Below are 16636 nucleotides of genomic sequence, written 5' to 3'. Positions count from 1 at the left end.
GTGCTCTAGACCCGCTTGGGTATGGCGTGCATACGTATTCAAACCAGTCCGGTGCCATATTATCGGCGGATTCAGGCGAGTATCAGCGCCCTTGTTTGGCGCTTTTTACTAAGGAACCGAGATAATCCTGGTGGCTCGGCATTTGTGCCACTGTGCGCTCAATTAAGGTGCGCAAACTGGCCAACAATTCGCTGCGCTGCTCGGCGCTAAATTGCTCTGCCAAGGGATGATGTTGCTGCGGCCAGCAATTTTGTCCAAGCAACACCTGCTGCCAGGCAACCTCGGCGAACAGCTCATCCTGATAGCGAAATACCGTACCCGTTTTTTCAAACAGTTCCAGCTTTTGCGTTAAAGAGTCCGGCAATTCCATGCTTTGGCAGTGGCGCCAAAAGGCGCTGTCTTGGCGTTGGTTCAAGGCATAGTGGAGAATGATAAAATCGCGAATTTGCGCCATTTCCGTACTAAATTGCCGATTATAGGAATCCCGCGCCTCAGCGCTAATCTCCCTGTGGGGGAAATGTTTAACCAGACGAATAATCGCCGTTTGAATAAGGTGAATACTGGTGGACTCCAAGGGCTCCAAGAAGCCACTGCTGAGGCCAATGGCCACCACATTGTTTTGCCACTGTTTGCGTCGCTGCCCGGTGCGAAATTTAATAACCCTGGGCTCGGTAATGGGCTTACCCGGCAGGTTTTCAAGCAACTGGGTCATTGCCTGCTGCTCATCCATATACCGGGAGCAATACACCAAACCGTTACCCATGCGATGTTGTAACGGGATTTGCCACTGCCAGCCACACTCGCGGGCGATGGCCCGGGTATAAGGTTTAGGGCTGTGCCCTTCGGGCAATTCGCATTGCACCGCAATAGCACGGTCGCACGGCAACCAGTGGCCCCAGTCTTCAAAGCCCACTCCCAGGGTTTGCTCGATAAGCAAAGCACGCAGGCCGCTGCAATCGATAAACAAGTCGGCTTCAATCTCGCTGCCTTTGTCGAGCGTAAGGGCGCGAATATCGCCGTTGTTATGCTGACTCACCTGCATCACCTTGGCATCTATGCGCGTCACCCCCATGGCCTCGGCACGCTCGCGTAACAATTGGGCATAAAGTGAAGCATCGAAATGATAGGCATGTTGGGTGCCGGGCAATTGCGTACCGGGTATCTGTGCCAGGGGTGTAAAACGCTCGGCTTTGGCAGCCTGATAATTTAATGAGTAATCCCACAGCGAGCCGCTGTAACCCTGCTCTTTTGCGGCATGAAAAATATGGTGGAAGTCACAAAAGGGAAACGCCTTACCGAGTGAGCCAAAGGCATGCATATAGCGCTCGCCCACCTGCCCCCAGTTTTCGAACTCAATACCCAGTTTAATGGTGGCGCTGGTGCGCTCTACCAGGGTTTGCTCGTCTATGCCAAGGGCCTGATTAAAAGCGACTATCGGGGGAATGGTGGCTTCGCCTACCCCTACTGTGCCAATCTGCGTCGACTCCACCAGGGTAATATCCAGACGCGCGCCCATCAGTTTTGCCAATAAGGCCGCACTAAGCCAACCAGCGGTACCACCACCGAGGATCAATACCTTTTTCACTTCCGCCATTATCCTGCTCCTGTGAAAAAGCCCTTGAAAATTCAAGGGCTTTTTTTAACTTCAGTTAAGAGTTATAGCTCATACTTGAAGCCCAGCAAGTAAGTACGACCATAATCCTGGTAGTCACGTACTTGCAGCGAGTTATCACCTTGCAGTGATACAAACGGCTCTTCGGTGATGTTTTGTACCTGGAAGGTCATTTCCAGACCTTCTAGGCCGGCAATACCCGACTCACCGAAGTCATAACCGATTTGCGCATCCCAAATGGTCTCACCTTGGATAGCAACCTGATCGGTTGAGAAACCAGGGCCATAGATATCGCCTTTAAAGTCGCTACGCTTACGCATGCTGGTACGGGCGCTGAAACCATAACGCTCATAGTAAAGAGTAAAGCTTTGAATACTATCAGACAGACCCGGCAGTTCATATTCATCGCCGTTAGGGGTTTCCACATCCTGCTCTACGCCTGTGTGGCTGGCCAGTAAACCAAAACCTTCAAGCTCATCGGCAAAAATATTGAACGGCAGTGCAAGTGACAGCTCGTAACCCCATAAGTCGCCGCCACCGCCATTAATTTTACCCGAGCCGGTCGCCGTGCTGTGCTCTGGCACTAGACCGGTGGCCGGATCAGCAGTGCCACTCATATCCGCTTCATAAATACCGTCGAAAATCCACTCGTTCAGGTCCTTGTAGAACACGGCAACGGAGAAGTAGCCTTCATCGCTGAAGTAGTTTTCATAGCTTAAGTCAAAACCTGTTGCTTCTTTTGGCTCCAGCGATGGGTTACCACCAGATACAGACCAGTGATTGCCGTTTTCATCAGGTCGATCCGGATTGTATGAGGCATCGATAGAGGCATTCATTTCATCCAGACGAGCACGAGAAATAGTCTTAGCTGCACCAAAACGTACGGTTTGATCTTCTGTAATGGCGAAGTTCAGGTTGATGCTAGGTAACAAGTGTGAGTAATCGTGACTGATATCGGTTGGCTCTGCCACTACTAGGCCATCGGCATCAACGCTAAAGGCATAACCTTGTGACGACTGCTCGGTGCGTACATAACGCAGACCAACATTACCTGTCACTGGCACATCACCCAAAGCGGCATCGATATTGGCTTGCACAAAGGCGGCCGTCACTTCTTCTTGCACTGTCCAAGAACGCGTTAAGTGCTTAGAATCGGTCAGGCTCTCGGCCATTAGATTATAATAACCGTCGTCAACAAGGGCGCGGGTATCGTAAGCGATCATCTCGCCCATGCCGATAAAGCTAAGATCGGCTGTACCTAAACGGTATTGCTCTGGTACCACTAGCATGCCTGGGTTGCTCAAGGAGAAATCCGCAAGCGTCATAAAGTAACCTTCAGACAGCTTGGTCTTTTCACGGTCACGGTACGAGATACCAAAATCTATGCTATTGATATATTCGTTATCGAGCAGCTTTTTGGCCGCTAGTTTTAACGTCGTCAGTTCATCTTCAACTTCCGGCGCATTAATAAAGCCATCTTGAGCGGTATTTTGATACTCAGTACCAGTCAGGCCGTAGTGATTATTTAATGCGGCGCTGTGACCCCAAGATAGCGGTCCACCTAGTTGGATCAGGTTAAAGTCACTGTAATCCAGACCATGAGTAAACTGGGCGCCTGTGTTGCCACTGTTGAAGGTGTAGCCCAAGTCATCGGCTACGCCATTGTTGTCGCCGCGACCAGTACCCGAATAACTTTCGATACTCCATACCTGACGGTCTACTTCAGAGCGGCTGGCGTCGAATTCAACCGACCATTCGTCACTTACTTGATATTCAAGATTAAAACCAAACTGAGTAAGCTCGGCCTTACGCTCTTCAAAGTCGTTACGTACGACAACGCGCTGACCTTGGGTAATCGCACTGGTAACAAATCCCGTTTCATCATCAACGGCCAGTGGTGTTCTTGTACCCTGACCCCAGGCAAAAGGTACCTCGATACCACGGAGGATCTTCTCATCAGAGAAATCCACATACAGGGCGTCAAAGGTCATGTTCAGGTCGCTGGTCGGTGCATATTCAAGCACCAACATGGCGGAGTCGCGCTCTAGTGTAGAAGAGCGAACGAAAGGTTTGGCGCCGCCCAGGATAGAATAAGTGTTGCCATCTGGCGTTTCAACATCAGGGTAACCCCATGAGTTCCAACGCTTTTCCTGGTTAGGCGAGCTCATGGTGGTGTAGGCAAAGGCCACACCCAAGGTGTCATCGGCAAATTGATCGATATAAGAGATGGTGCCACGGAAACCTTTATCGTCGCCATCCGGGTTTAGCTTATCGAAACTGGTTTGCTCAAATTGACCATTGAATTGGATAACCTGCTCGCCCTTGCTTAAAGGACGTACGGTTTGCATGTCGATCACACCGGCGATGCCTTCGGCTTCAATCGAGGCACTCGGTGTTTTATATACGGTTACGCCGCTCATGATCTCAGAAGGATACAGGTCAAACTCAACACCACGGTTATCGCTGATTGAAACCTGCTCGCGACCATTAAAGGTAGTGGCGCTTTCGTTTTCGCTAAAACCACGTACGCTAACGCGTGATGCACGGCCATCTAAGCGCTGGGCTGTTAGACCCGGTAGACGCGCGATTGACTCGGCAATAGATGAATCCGGTAGCTTACCAATGTCTTCGGCAGAAATAGACTCTACCACTTCGTTGGCGAAACGCTTGGTGTTGATTGACTCGGCGACGCTGCGGCGGAAACCGCGCACTTCGATCACTTCAACCTTTTGTTGCTCTTCGATGTTCGCGGCGTCATTTTCTTGCGCCAACGCAACATTGCTACTGGCAACCCCGGCGCTGATCAGCGCAAGAGTTAGCATACTTGGTTTGAACATAGACATACTGTTTTACCCCAATTAACCATAATGTGTGGCCGAACGAGGTGGAAGTTAGCGCTGCACCAAGTTGGCTCATGTTGTTGTCACAAAAAATACTAACTCTCGTGCTAAATTAATAACAAATTTATGCATACGTATTCAGGCCCCGCAACAGGCATTTTATTAACATTAAGGTTACAACAACTGTTACATCATTATAGCCATAACGCCCACTGACGCCCCCTGCAGCGAGGACGCATTTGTAAACGTCTTGGGTGGCAAAGAAGAAGCCATTACAACAGGGTAAATGTTAATAAAAGTCCGACCTCTGTCACCACTTGGTTTGCTCAAGCCCAAGCCTTGATTTATGCGCTCGACACAGTGTTAATTGGTCAGACCAAAATTAAATTACACCATACTGGTGCAAAACCCAGCCGCAACGCCCAAATTCAGTGCATTCTCATTATTGCATTTATGACAATCAAGTAATGTGTTTTTCCCATTGGTAAACTTGGTTTGAGTTACTTCCCGCCCCTTTTGCAGCCCAATAGGAGGCTTTTGCTTCTTTTTCTGCATACGTATCCACAATGCATACGTATGCAGTTCTTTTACAAGCCTTTGTAGCATGCCGTATTCTTTTCTCAGTTTGACTAATTAGGTTTTCATCTGGAGTGTGATATGGCAAACCCACAATGGTGGAAAGGTGCGGTTATTTACCAAATTTATCCCCGCAGTTTTCAAGACACCAATGGCGATGGCATTGGCGATCTTCGCGGTATTATCAACCGCTTAGACTATATTAACGATCTCGGCGTGGATGCCGTGTGGATCTCGCCGTTTTTTAAGTCTCCGATGAAAGACTTTGGCTATGATATTAGCGACTACCGCGATATCGACCCCCTGTTTGGCGACCTTGCCGACTTCGATGAGCTGATAGCCGAAGCCCATAAGCGTGACATCAAGATTATTATCGATCAGGTATTAAGTCATACCTCAGATCAGCACCCTTGGTTCTTAGCAAGCCGCGAAAGCAAAGACAATGACTTATCCGACTGGTATGTGTGGGCCGATGCCAACGAAGACGGCACTCAGCCGAACAACTGGTTGTCTATTTTCGGCGGCCCGGCATGGCAATGGGAGCCCCGTCGCGGTCAGTATTATTTGCATAACTTCTTAACCGAGCAACCGGATCTTAACTTCCATAACCCGGACGTACGCAAAGCGGTACTCGATAATGTTGAGTTCTGGTTGGAAAAAGGCGTTGATGGTTTCCGTTTGGATGCCATTAATTTCTGCTATCACGATGCCCAGCTCCGTGACAATCCGGCCAAGCCGAAGGAAAAACGTCAGGGTCGTGGCTTTAGCGAAGATAACCCTTACGCCTTCCAATACCACTATTACAATAATACACAGCCAGAAAACCTAGAGTTTATGCGCGATATCCGTGCCCTGCTCGACAAGTACCCAGGTACAGTAGCGCTGGGTGAGATCTCTTCGGAAGACTCCTTAGCGACCATGGCCGAGTACACCTCAGGTGGCGACAAACTGCACATGGGTTACAGCTTTGAGTTGCTAACCAATGACTACAGCAGTGAATACATTCGCACCACGGTGGAAACCTTAGAAGCGCGTATGCTTGAAGGCTGGCCGTGCTGGGCCTTTAGCAACCATGATGTGGAGCGCGTTGCCAGCCGCTGGTCACCAAGCGGCGAAGTACAGCCACAGCAGGTGAAAATGTTGACCGCACTCCTAGCGTCACTGCGCGGCAGTGTGTGCATGTATCAAGGTGAAGAACTGGGTCTGGGCGAAGCCAGCGTGGCGTTTGAAGATCTGCAAGACCCTTATGGCATCACCTTCTGGCCAAACTTTAAAGGCCGTGACGGTTGTCGTACGCCCATGCCTTGGCAAGACACTGAACAAGGCGGCTTTAGCAGTGCCCAAGCCCTGGCTGCCACTGAGCCCTGCCCACCTGGTAAACAATGTGGCCTCACAACAGCAAGAGCAGGACTCTACCCTTAAGGCCTATCAAGAGTTTATGCATTGGCGTCGCAGTCAGAGGGTATTGCTTGAAGGCGACATCGCCTTTATTGACAGCGATGAGCCAATTTTGGCGTTTCGTCGTCAGCATCAGGGCAAAACCCTGCTGTGTTACTTCAACCTGGCAGCGCAGAGCGCACAGATAGACCTAGAGGCACAGCCTGTGCAGCAGTTTAACCAGCTTAGCCATCACACCGGCACGCTTGAGGGCAACACCCTGACTCTGCCTGGCTTTGGTTGCTGGTTCGCGCAGCTTTAAGCACGCTTTAAGCAAGCTTAAAACCGGTCAACAAGATTCACAGTGACTAGCGCACACCCACAAGAGCACCCTAAGGTGCTCTTTTTTTATCGGCAAATCTTACCTTGCATAACGGCGATTTTCTTTATCCTAACGATAAAAATAACTCACTTTTCTAAGTACCCACACTGAGCTAAAAATACAGCCATGTTGAATGGTTTTGCCCTTGGCAACCATGGCAACGATATTAATTCCTAGAGGATAAGAATATGAAATGCCAAGTTTTAAGTGTGTTATTTGCTATTAGCTTAAGCAATGCTTACGCCAGTGATGATTTACCAGTCGCCCCCGCGGAGACGATCAAGGAGTACACGCAGATGTGCCTAGACTGGGCCAGGGAAGATGACATCGACGAGCAAGGCTTGTACAAGTATGTTTTGGACTGCGTCAACGAGGAGTTGACCTCAGCGGGCTATCAAACTGTAGAAAAAGTAGATATCAAATAACCACTTAGCTTATTCATAGCACGCGCGTTCAAACGCTTGCTATAAGCCTAGGGGAAAATAAAAGCCGCCTGGAATCCAGAGCGGCTTTTTTTATAGCGAGTTAGATGGACTTACTGCGAGCCCTATTTGGCCTTTTTAGCAGCGGCTTTTTGCTTTTCTTCCACCACCCATTTGCCATGCTCATAGGTTGCCTTCCAGCCCGTGGCCTTACCATCTACCTCTGTCATCACATACTGAGACTTGGTTTTGCGGCTAAAGCGGACTATCGCCGGGTTACCATCCGAGTCCTCACTAGGCGCGTCGGCAAGGTAATAGAATTTCGGTGAAATTCGGTCACGGAAGCGTCGCAGCTCTTCCACTTTAGGCGCTCGTGTTTCCCTTGATTTCGGGAAGGTCGAAGCGGCAAGGAAAATACCTGCAGCGCCGTCACGTAACACAAAGTAGGCGTCCGATTTCTCACACTCTAGTTCCGGCAGGTGCACAGGATCTTCTTTTGGTGGCGCCGGCTCACCATTTTTCAACAGCTTGCGAGTGTTTTTACATTCTTCATTGGTACAGCCGAAGTATTTACCGAAGCGGCCGTTTTTCAGCTCCATATCGCTGCCACATTTATCGCACTCGATAATGGGACCATCATAACCCTTAAGCTTAAACTGACCCTGTTCAATAAGATAGCCGCTACAACCCGGGTTATTACCACAGACATGCAGTTTACGGTTTTCATCGATAAGGTAAGAGTCCATCGCCGTTTCGCACTTAGGACAGCGCTTCATCTGCATCAGGGTCGAGGTTTCTACGTCTTCCACCTCATCGGCGTTCACCGCTTCCTCACCTGGGGTAAGATTCATGGTGGTGGTACAACGCTCCTTCGGCGGCAGGTTATAGCCGGTACAACCCAAGAACACGCCGGTTGATGCGGTACGAATACCCATTTTACGACCACAGGTCGGACAATCGATATCGGTTTCCACCATCTGATTTTGGCGCATGCCGCCTTCGGCTTCATCGCCACCGGCAATGCTCAGCTGGCTGCTAAAGTCGGCGTAGAAGTTATCCAGTACCTGAGTCCACTGACGCTCGCCCTCGGCGATATCATCCAGACGTTCTTCCATTTTGGCGGTAAAGTCATAGTTCATCAACTCGGTGAAATTCTCAAGCAGACGATCGGTGACGATTTCACCCATTTTCTCGGCAAAGAAGCGACGGTTTTCAACACGCACATAGCCGCGATCCTGAATGGTACTGATAATGGCCGCATAGGTAGAAGGACGACCAATGCCACGCTTTTCAAGCTCTTTAACCAGACTCGCTTCGCTAAAACGCGCCGGCGGCTTGGTAAAGTGCTGCTGCGGGTCAAGCTCAACCAAGGACAGTTCATCACCGACTTTTAATGCCGGTAGCGCCTGCTCTTCTTCGTTTTTCTTACGTACCGCTGGCTGCACTCGCGTCCAACCGTCAAAACGCATCACTCGGCCCTTGGCTTTAAGCTCAAAGTCACCGGCTTCTACGCGAATGGTGGTTAAATCGTATTGCGCCGGTACCATCTGACAGGCCACAAACTGGCGCCAGATCAGTTCATACAGCTTCTTGGCATCGGCGTCGACGCCTTCTACATGACCTGAAAGTATATTGACATCGGAAGGACGAATAGCTTCGTGCGCTTCCTGGGCATTGCCCTTAGCGCTGTAAATATTGGCGGTTTCCGGCAGATAATTAGCACCAAACTTGTCGTTAACATAGTCGCGACACATGTTTATCGCGTCTTGCGACAGGTTGGTCGAGTCGGTACGCATATAGGTGATATAACCGGCTTCGTACAGACGCTGCGCCAACATCATGGTTTTCTTTACGCCATAGCCCAGGCGCGTACTGGCTGCCTGTTGCATGGTCGAGGTAATAAAGGGGGCACTCGGACGGCTCTTGCTCGGCTTTTCTTCTACTTCGCTGACCACATAACGGGCATCTTGTAAAAGTGCCGTTGCGGCGTCGGCCTGTTCTTTATTTACAGGTTTGAATGCTTCACCTTGTTGTTTGCTCACCAACAGGCGCAGGGCTTCTTTCTTGGCGCTAACATCGGCGTGAATATCCCAGAATTCCTGAGGAATAAAGGCCTTGATCTCGCGCTCGCGTTCAACCAACAAACGCACGGCAACAGACTGAACGCGACCGGCAGACAAACCGCGGGCAACTTTTTGCCACAACAGCGGCGACACCATAAAGCCCACTACACGGTCGAGAAAGCGGCGGGCTTGCTGCGCCTGCACCATATCGGTGTTGAGTTCGCCAGGAGCTGAGAAGGCTTGTTGAATGGCATTTTTGGTGATTTCGTTAAACACCACGCGCTTATACTTATCTTTATCGCCACCGATAATCTCTTCGAGATGCCAAGCAATGGCTTCCCCTTCTCTATCCAAATCGGTTGCGAGATAGATTTCATCGGCATCTTGGGCTAGCTTTTTCAGCTCCTGAACAACCTTCTCTTTACCGGGAAGGATTTCATAATGGGGCTGCCAGCCTTTTTCCGGGTCTATGCCCATGCGCGCAACTAGGTTTTGGTAGTCTCGCTTCTTTTTATAGGCCGCCTTTTCCTCCGGCGCCATTTTACGTACTTCTGCCGGAGACTTGCCTGCAGGTGCTTTGGCTTTACCCGAGCCAGACGTAGGTAAGTCACGGACATGACCAACGCTGGACTTAACGATGAAGTCCTTACCCAGGTATTTATTGATTGTTTTTGCTTTTGCAGGAGACTCTACAATGACTAGCGATTTGCCCATAATAGTCTAAGTTGACCCATCTCTTATATATAATGACTGCCCTTGTCCTGGGCACGAATAAATATAGGTATATCTACTATCACCCATTGTTACAAGCTTTAACACTAAACTTTTATCCAATCAGTGATTTTTTAACCAGCGCTTGCTGCGCTTTTAACCAGAGGCGAATTATGTAAAATAGCGGCCACTGGCTAGGGTCTGTTTATCTTTGCGGTTTACTTTATGTTCAATCTAAACGCATTCTGATCGCGACGCGAGCTATGCAGCTTAGTTATTCTATGTAAATAGTGAGCAACAAAGAGCAGGAGGCGTTTAGATGAACCCACAGGGCAGCGCTTGTAGTGTCTTTCTACTGTGTTATCGCATGCTCATGTAGAATAACTACACCACACATACTCTACCTTGTATAAATACACCTCAAACTGCTGCAGAAACAAACAGCAAAGGTCAACAGACCCTTTTGCGGGGCAAATATATAGGAATAAAAACAAAATTGCCAACCGCGCACCCTGCATTTACCTCCCAAAGCATAAAAACTGATTGTTTATCCCGTGTTCAGAGCCACAAAATCAGGGTTATCGGCCTGCTTATTTAGTGCGCAGATTGATAAAAAGTTATCGTTTTTCGCTGCATTAAAGCCGGTTCGCTGATAGGCTATAGCAAAATTATTATAATGAAGTTGATCGTTACTTATGTCTTCACAAGGTTCATTAAGTCTCACCACACGCATTATGCTGGGTATGGGACTGGGAGTATTTGTTGGCTTCCTGTTCAAATTTATCCTCGGCGGTGAACAAGAATTACTGTTGAACTTAGGGCTTTTTTCCCTGCCAATTAAAGCATTTTTCGTTGATGGCCTGTTCCATATCGGCGGACAAATCTTTATCGCCAGCTTAAAAATGTTAGTGGTGCCCTTGGTGTTTGTGTCCCTGGTTTGCGGTACCTGTAACTTAAGCGATCCGAAAACTTTGGGGCGTTTGGGCGGCAAGTCCATCGTTTTGTACCTTGCCACCACGGCCATTGCCATTACCGTTGCCATCACCCTGGCGCTGCTGTTTAACCCAGGTGAAGGCATCGCCCTGCCTCATGATGCCAGCTTTGATGCCAAACAGGCACCGACCCTTGCGCAGGTGATCATCAGCATGTTCCCGACCAACCCCATTGATGCCATGGCCAATGGCAACATGCTGCAAGTAATCGTCTTTTCTTTACTCTTTGGTGTCGCCATGGCCCTTAGCGGCGAAGCGGGACAGCGCTTAAGCGCAATTTTCGAAGACCTAAACAATGTGATTCTTAAGCTGGTGACCCTACTTATGAACATCGCCCCATACGGGGTATTTTGTTTGATGGCAAAACTCTTTACCACCATAGAAATCGCACTGATCTGGAGCCTGGCCAAATACTTTGGCGTGGTGCTTTTGGCTCTGGCCATCCATGGTTTAATAAACTACTCGGTTATCTTCAAAGTCTTTACCGGCCTAAGTCCATTTAGATTCCTGGCGCAGATGAAAGACACCTGCTTGTTTGCCTTTAGTACCTCAAGCTCCAGCGCCACCATGCCGGTTACCCTTGAGACGGCAACCAAGAAGCTGGGCGCCAGCAACTCTGTGGCTTCTTTTACCGTGCCTCTGGGCGCCACCATTAATATGGATGGCACCGCCATTATGCAGGGTGTGGCCACCGTATTTATCGCCCAGGTCTTTATGGTTGATTTAACACTATCCGATTACCTTATGGTTATTCTTACTGCAACTCTGGCCTCGGTAGGCACAGCCGGCGTACCCGGTGTTGGTCTGATCATGCTGGCCATGGTGCTTAACCAGGTTGGCCTGCCGGTAGAAGGTATCGCCCTGATCATAGGTGTTGACCGCCTGCTGGATATGACCCGCACCGCGGTTAATGTGACCGGCGACTGTATGGTGACTTGTGTGGTAGCCAAGTCCGAAGGTCAGCTCGATGAAGCCGTGTTTAACGACTTAGAATCGGCCAAGGAACTTGAAGAATACAACCCCAAGGCTAAGAGCTAATGGCTCAGGCCTACGGGCTGTGATCTACAAAAAAAGCCTCGCAACACGCGAGGCTTTTTTATCACACTATAAAATTAAGGCCTAAGACTTTTGCTCTTACTCCAAAGGCGCATCCCAAGCTGCTCAATGGTGATGGCAAAATTCTTTGCTACCTTCTCCGCCAGGCCTTTTTTCTGCTTATAGGTCACCTTGTAGGTTTGGTAGTCCTTCACCAGGTTTAATAGCTCATCGTCACTGGTGCTTATTCTATCCACCAGACCCTTGTTATGGGCATCCAAGGCAAACCAATGCTCCCCGGTGGCCACTTGCTCGATATCCAGCGCGGGACGATGCTCGGCAACAAACTGCTTAAATAAAGTATGAGTTTGCTCTATTTCTTCACGGAACTTTTCCCGTCCGGCATCGGTATTTTCGCCAAACAGAGTCAGGGTGCGCTTATATTGACCCGCGGTGATCTGCTCATAGTCAATATCGTGCTTTTTGAGCACCTTATTAAAGTTAGGGATTTGCGCAATCACACCGATAGAGCCGACGATGGCAAAGGGCGCGGCGATTATTTCATCGGCCACACAGGCCATCATATAGCCACCGCTAGCGGCAACCTTGTCTATGGCCACGGTCAGCTTAATCTCAGCATCTTTAAGACGTTGTAATTGCGATGCACCAAGGCCATAGCCGTGTACTACCCCGCCGCCGCTCTCTAAACGCACCAGCACCTGGTCTTTATCCTTATCCGCCAAGCTGATAATGGCGCTCACTTCCTGGCGCAAGGACTCAACTTCATGAGCATCCATAGAGCCTTTAAAGTCGATAACATAAAGCCGCCCCTTGGGCTCTTTGTCCGCCTCTTCCTTAGCCGCCTGCTTGCGCTCTTTATTAAGTACCTTTAACGCTTTTTTATCCAACGTATTGTCTAGGAAGTCATCCTTTATCTGCTTCATCTGCTCGGATAAATCATCTACTTCCAAAGTGCCGGGTTTAGTTTTTGGCTTGGCCGCGGCGCCAACAATAAGAGCAATAACCACACCTATGGCCACCACTATGGTCAGGGCTTTAGCCAAAAACAGGCCATATTCAAACAAGTATTCCACTGAAATTCCTCTTAAATTTACTATGCAGGCAATGTAACACAGCGTACCGACATAAAAAAAGCCGCACCCTAAGGGTACGGCTTCAATCTCTAGGTTATACGCTTACTTGGCGATAACAGACGCATCTGAAATCGGCAATACCGTACCTTTAGTTGCCAGGTATGTAGCAAACTGGCGCTGCATCTCCGCATTAGCCGCGGCGCTGCTTTGCGCATCTTCCTCAGCGGAAGAGCTCAGGCTAGCCGATGGATCTGGAGCTGGGGTTAATAGCGAACCATGGTGACCCTTGGCATAGCGTACCAGGTAACTGGCCGGCTCTGGAGTCATTTTCATCTCGGTAGCAACCGTTGCGCCCATCAAGAGTGACAAAGGAATGGTACCGGCAATCGGGTTGGTTGCCACTTGTACCGGAACTACGGTATCGGGTTTTGTTGTTGTACCATCACCCACTACAGCGGTTGTCAGTACAGGTGTACCCTGAGCATTGACACGCATGGCGTAGTTGGTCGGATCGCCGGCATCAATAATGGTCTGCGCCGCAAATGAGAACTCACTGACCAGGCCTTGAATGTTCGCCAAACTGGCACTGTCGCCCGTGGCTTGCAGTGAAGCCAGGAAGGCCTGATAACTACAAGTTACATAGGCTTCTTGGTTTTCTACATACTGAGCACAGCTGGCCAAGGCATCGCCTTGCATAAAGGCGCTAAAGGCGGCCGATTCTGCGCTACCTGCGCCTAACAATACCGACCCCTGGATAAAGGGACCGAAGGTATCGGAATTAAGTAGGATGCTGGCGGCACCGCCACCACCACTGCTCAGCGCTGCGGTATGTACCTTGAATAATGGGTCTACCTGAGGTGCCAGCGGCGTATTGGTTGTGGCCAAGAACGACGGCGACACGATAGAGCCCATGGAAATGGCACCCAGGCTCACGTCTTGGGCGTTTAGTTCAGGGTCGCCACTGAAGTTTAAGGCCAAACGCAGACCCAATAGATCCGCCGTCGATTGACGTACATTATCACGGCCTACCAACAGGGATTGCAGGTTCATATAGGCCAGGATAGAGCCGGTGGTGGCATTGAAATCGTCTTTACCATCATGGTCAACGTCTATACCGCGCTCACCGTGCGCCGGTAAATCTATGGCCACGGTTGCCAAGCCTTGCAGGCTAAGCGCACCAGTTAATGCCAGCATGTCTTCTTTTTGACGGGTAATACCGTGTTGTAAGATAACCACGGGCCAACCGCCTTCAGGCATGCTCATCGCTGGCAAGCCTAACTGACCACGAATGGCGTTTAGGGTGGCCAAATCGCTCGGCTTGGTGATCTGCACCGGCACATTGGCGTAGCTTTGTACTTTCGGGATCTTATTGTACTTGGTGAGATGACGCTTATCATCTAGACCCAGATCGCGCAGTAACCCACCACTTAGAGCATGACATAAGGCATCCTCGGTCGTTTGTGGTTGTTCAGGGAAAGCTTCACCGACATTGGCTCTATGGGCCATCACCGCAACGGCATTATCGCAGGCACCCTGCCAGTAAATGTCGTTTAAATCGCTAAGCTCGGTGCCTTCAGGAGTCTTTAGATAGTTAGGAAGCAGCACGCTGCCTTTTTCATAACTGACCGCGTTAAACATCACAGGCACATCTTGCATGCCTTGCATGGCGAAGACCTGACCCACGGTAATAAGGGGCTGCTCTGGAATTTGCACCGCAGGCGTCGGCAGGCTTGGCTCTTGTATTGAGGCCGCCAGGATACTCTTAATGGTATTCAAGATTTCGCCGGCCGATTGCATGGTCATGGCCGCCGAATAAATAATATCGTCCTTGCTTAAATCTGTGCTGCCAACAATGACATTTTCATAGCTGTTGAGCACCGCTTGCAGTGATTTTTGCTCTGGCGTCACCAAAGGCTCTTCACCGCTGGCCAAGGCGTAAGTTGACGAAGACGCGATGGCGCGACCTTCACTGTCTTTCAGGCTGGTTGTTAATACCGTGATGTAAGAGCGGCCTTGCGTGAAAGGTTTCAACGGCACTACGGCCACTGCGTCACCACTGCCCTGGGTGATAAAATCTACGCCGAAGCCTAATTCCTTAACGAACTCACAAGCGATACCAGCGGGCACGGCAGCACAGCTTTGCGAGCTTTGATCTGCGCCCATCACCACTTCAAAAATACGCACGCTACCCGGGGTGGCTGCCGAGGTTGGATCTAAGCTTACGCCGGCTGCGAATTTTAAGTCGATTTTAAATGGTGTTTGCGTCGACCAGCCGTCCAAGGCACCAAGGGCCAACTGGGGGCTACTGTAATCATCGCCTTCGCCGGGAATAGCTAAAGTACCGTCTTGAGTGCCGCTAAATAGCAGGTCGTTGGGAACCGACACAGCGCCGTTACTTGGGTCAAAAACCACGGTAGATAGTGGAATGACTGTTGGGGTTTCTGTTTTGATTTCTTCGAGCGTGTCTTCGCTGCCACAGCCAGCGAGAGCAGAAGCTACAGCGAGAGAAAGTAGCATTTTTTTCATTGTGTTGGCTCCAAACCTGTTCTTATTGTTCTGCGCAAATAATGTTAATCAAAATGATAGAAAATCGTTAATGACACATTAGACCAGTTTAACTTATCGTAAACAGGTACGTTTCGCTACTTAAATTTGTAATAAATCACTTACTTGTTTATTGACTGTGGTAAAATCCAGCAAAAATCATGCGCTAGGTGCTACTGATGCAAAACTACAATGCAAGTGCGAATGCACTAGACCAAAAAACTATACTTGTTACCGGAGCCGGCGACGGCATCGGCCGTGTTGCCGCCCTGACTTACGCCAAGCACGGTGCGACAGTGATCTTGCTGGGTAAAACCACCAAAAAACTTGAGGCCGTGTACGATGAAATCGTTGCCGCCGGTTACCCACAGCCTGCGATTGTACCTTTGGATTTAAAAGGTGCAACCAAGCAAAACTATCGCGACTTAGCCGCCACCATAGAGCAGCAATTCGGCAAGCTTGATGGCCTGTTGAACAATGCCAGCATCCTCGGCTCTCTAGGTCCCCTTGAGCACTTCTGCTCATCGACCTTTGAAAGCATTATGAAGGTTAACGTCACCGCCCAAGCGCTGTTAACCAAGGCCATGTTCCCTGTGCTACGCAAGGCGCCGCATGCATCTATTATCTTTACCTCATCGGGTGTAGGCCGCGAGGGTCGTGAATTTTGGGGTGCCTACTCTATCTCTAAATTCGCCACCGAAGGCATGATGCAAACCTGGTCAAAAGAAGTGGGTAAAACCAACATCCGCATCAACTGTATTAACCCAGGTGCCACCCGCACCAGCATGCGTGCCAGCGCCTTCCCCGGTGAAGACAGAGATAAACTGGCGACGCCAGAAGATTTGATGCCGACCTACCTGTACCTGATGAGCGATGACTCAATCGAGGTAAATGGTCAGTCGCTGGATGCGCAAACAAAAAAGTAAGCTAATAATTTAATTTGGCTTAGACATAAAAAACGCCGTATTACACGGCGTTTTTTATTGGC

General features: G+C 49.7%; 8 protein-coding genes and 1 pseudogene. 4 read left to right on the top strand and 5 right to left on the bottom strand.

Annotated elements, in window-relative coordinates:
• Positions 1-82 precede the first annotated feature (82 nt).
• Both C2M17_RS02065 and C2M17_RS02060 read right to left on the bottom strand, forming a co-directional pair.
• On the bottom strand, positions 83-1594 hold the full coding sequence (locus tag C2M17_RS02065; RefSeq protein WP_105199218.1) for a tryptophan halogenase family protein: 1512 nt from the start codon (positions 1592-1594) through the stop codon (positions 83-85).
• A gap of 62 nt (positions 1595-1656) precedes the next feature.
• Positions 1657-4455, bottom strand: a complete 2799-nt coding sequence (locus tag C2M17_RS02060) for a TonB-dependent receptor (protein WP_105199217.1) — start codon at positions 4453-4455, stop codon at positions 1657-1659.
• Positions 4456-5109: 654 nt separating this feature from the next.
• Here C2M17_RS02060 and C2M17_RS02050 point away from each other — a divergent pair.
• Together C2M17_RS02050 and C2M17_RS02045 are read left to right on the top strand one after the other, a co-directional pair.
• Positions 5110-6727, top strand: a pseudogene (locus tag C2M17_RS02050) (alpha-glucosidase family protein).
• Positions 6728-6975: 248 nt separating this feature from the next.
• Positions 6976-7212, top strand: coding sequence for a hypothetical protein (locus tag C2M17_RS02045; protein ID WP_105199215.1), 237 nt, complete (start codon positions 6976-6978; stop codon positions 7210-7212).
• 122 nt (positions 7213-7334) lie between these two features.
• On the opposite strand, the gene topA is transcribed toward C2M17_RS02045, so the two are convergent.
• Positions 7335-9986 (bottom strand): type I DNA topoisomerase, encoded by a 2652-nt coding sequence (topA, locus tag C2M17_RS02040; RefSeq protein WP_105199214.1) that lies wholly within the window; start codon positions 9984-9986, stop codon positions 7335-7337.
• A gap of 692 nt (positions 9987-10678) precedes the next feature.
• Between topA and C2M17_RS02035 the strand changes: the two genes are divergently transcribed.
• The gene (locus tag C2M17_RS02035; RefSeq protein WP_105199213.1) at positions 10679-12013 is read left to right on the top strand and encodes a dicarboxylate/amino acid:cation symporter; all 1335 of its coding nucleotides are present in this window, start codon (positions 10679-10681) and stop codon (positions 12011-12013) included.
• A 74-nt stretch (positions 12014-12087) separates the two neighbouring features.
• Here C2M17_RS02035 and sohB read toward each other — a convergent pair whose 3' ends face one another.
• Both sohB and C2M17_RS02025 read right to left on the bottom strand, forming a co-directional pair.
• Positions 12088-13104 (bottom strand): protease SohB, encoded by a 1017-nt coding sequence (gene sohB / locus C2M17_RS02030; RefSeq protein WP_105199212.1) that lies wholly within the window; start codon positions 13102-13104, stop codon positions 12088-12090.
• A gap of 102 nt (positions 13105-13206) precedes the next feature.
• Positions 13207-15630 (bottom strand): VolA/Pla-1 family phospholipase, encoded by a 2424-nt coding sequence (locus tag C2M17_RS02025; protein ID WP_105199211.1) that lies wholly within the window; start codon positions 15628-15630, stop codon positions 13207-13209.
• Between the two features lie 197 nt (positions 15631-15827).
• Here C2M17_RS02025 and C2M17_RS02020 point away from each other — a divergent pair, with 197 nt between their 5' ends.
• Positions 15828-16574, top strand: coding sequence for a YciK family oxidoreductase (locus C2M17_RS02020; protein ID WP_105199210.1), 747 nt, complete (start codon positions 15828-15830; stop codon positions 16572-16574).
• Positions 16575-16636: the final 62 nt, after the last annotated feature.

The organism is Pseudoalteromonas sp. T1lg10, assembly GCF_002964545.1.
Taxonomy (GTDB): domain Bacteria; phylum Pseudomonadota; class Gammaproteobacteria; order Enterobacterales; family Alteromonadaceae; genus Pseudoalteromonas.
The sequence above is the reverse complement of the archived record's forward strand: the minus strand, read 5'-3'. Positions and strand labels throughout refer to the sequence as shown.

Coding starts and splice junctions, on each gene's coding strand:
- C2M17_RS02065 (WP_105199218.1), bottom strand. CDS start 1,594: ATGGCGGAAGTGAAAAAGGTATTGATCCTCGGTGGTGGTACCGCTGGT.
- C2M17_RS02060 (WP_105199217.1), bottom strand. CDS start 4,455: ATGTCTATGTTCAAACCAAGTATGCTAACTCTTGCGCTGATCAGCGCC.
- C2M17_RS02045 (WP_105199215.1), top strand. CDS start 6,976: ATGAAATGCCAAGTTTTAAGTGTGTTATTTGCTATTAGCTTAAGCAAT.
- topA (WP_105199214.1), bottom strand. CDS start 9,986: ATGGGCAAATCGCTAGTCATTGTAGAGTCTCCTGCAAAAGCAAAAACA.
- C2M17_RS02035 (WP_105199213.1), top strand. CDS start 10,679: ATGTCTTCACAAGGTTCATTAAGTCTCACCACACGCATTATGCTGGGT.
- C2M17_RS02025 (WP_105199211.1), bottom strand. CDS start 15,630: ATGAAAAAAATGCTACTTTCTCTCGCTGTAGCTTCTGCTCTCGCTGGC.
- C2M17_RS02020 (WP_105199210.1), top strand. CDS start 15,828: ATGCAAAACTACAATGCAAGTGCGAATGCACTAGACCAAAAAACTATA.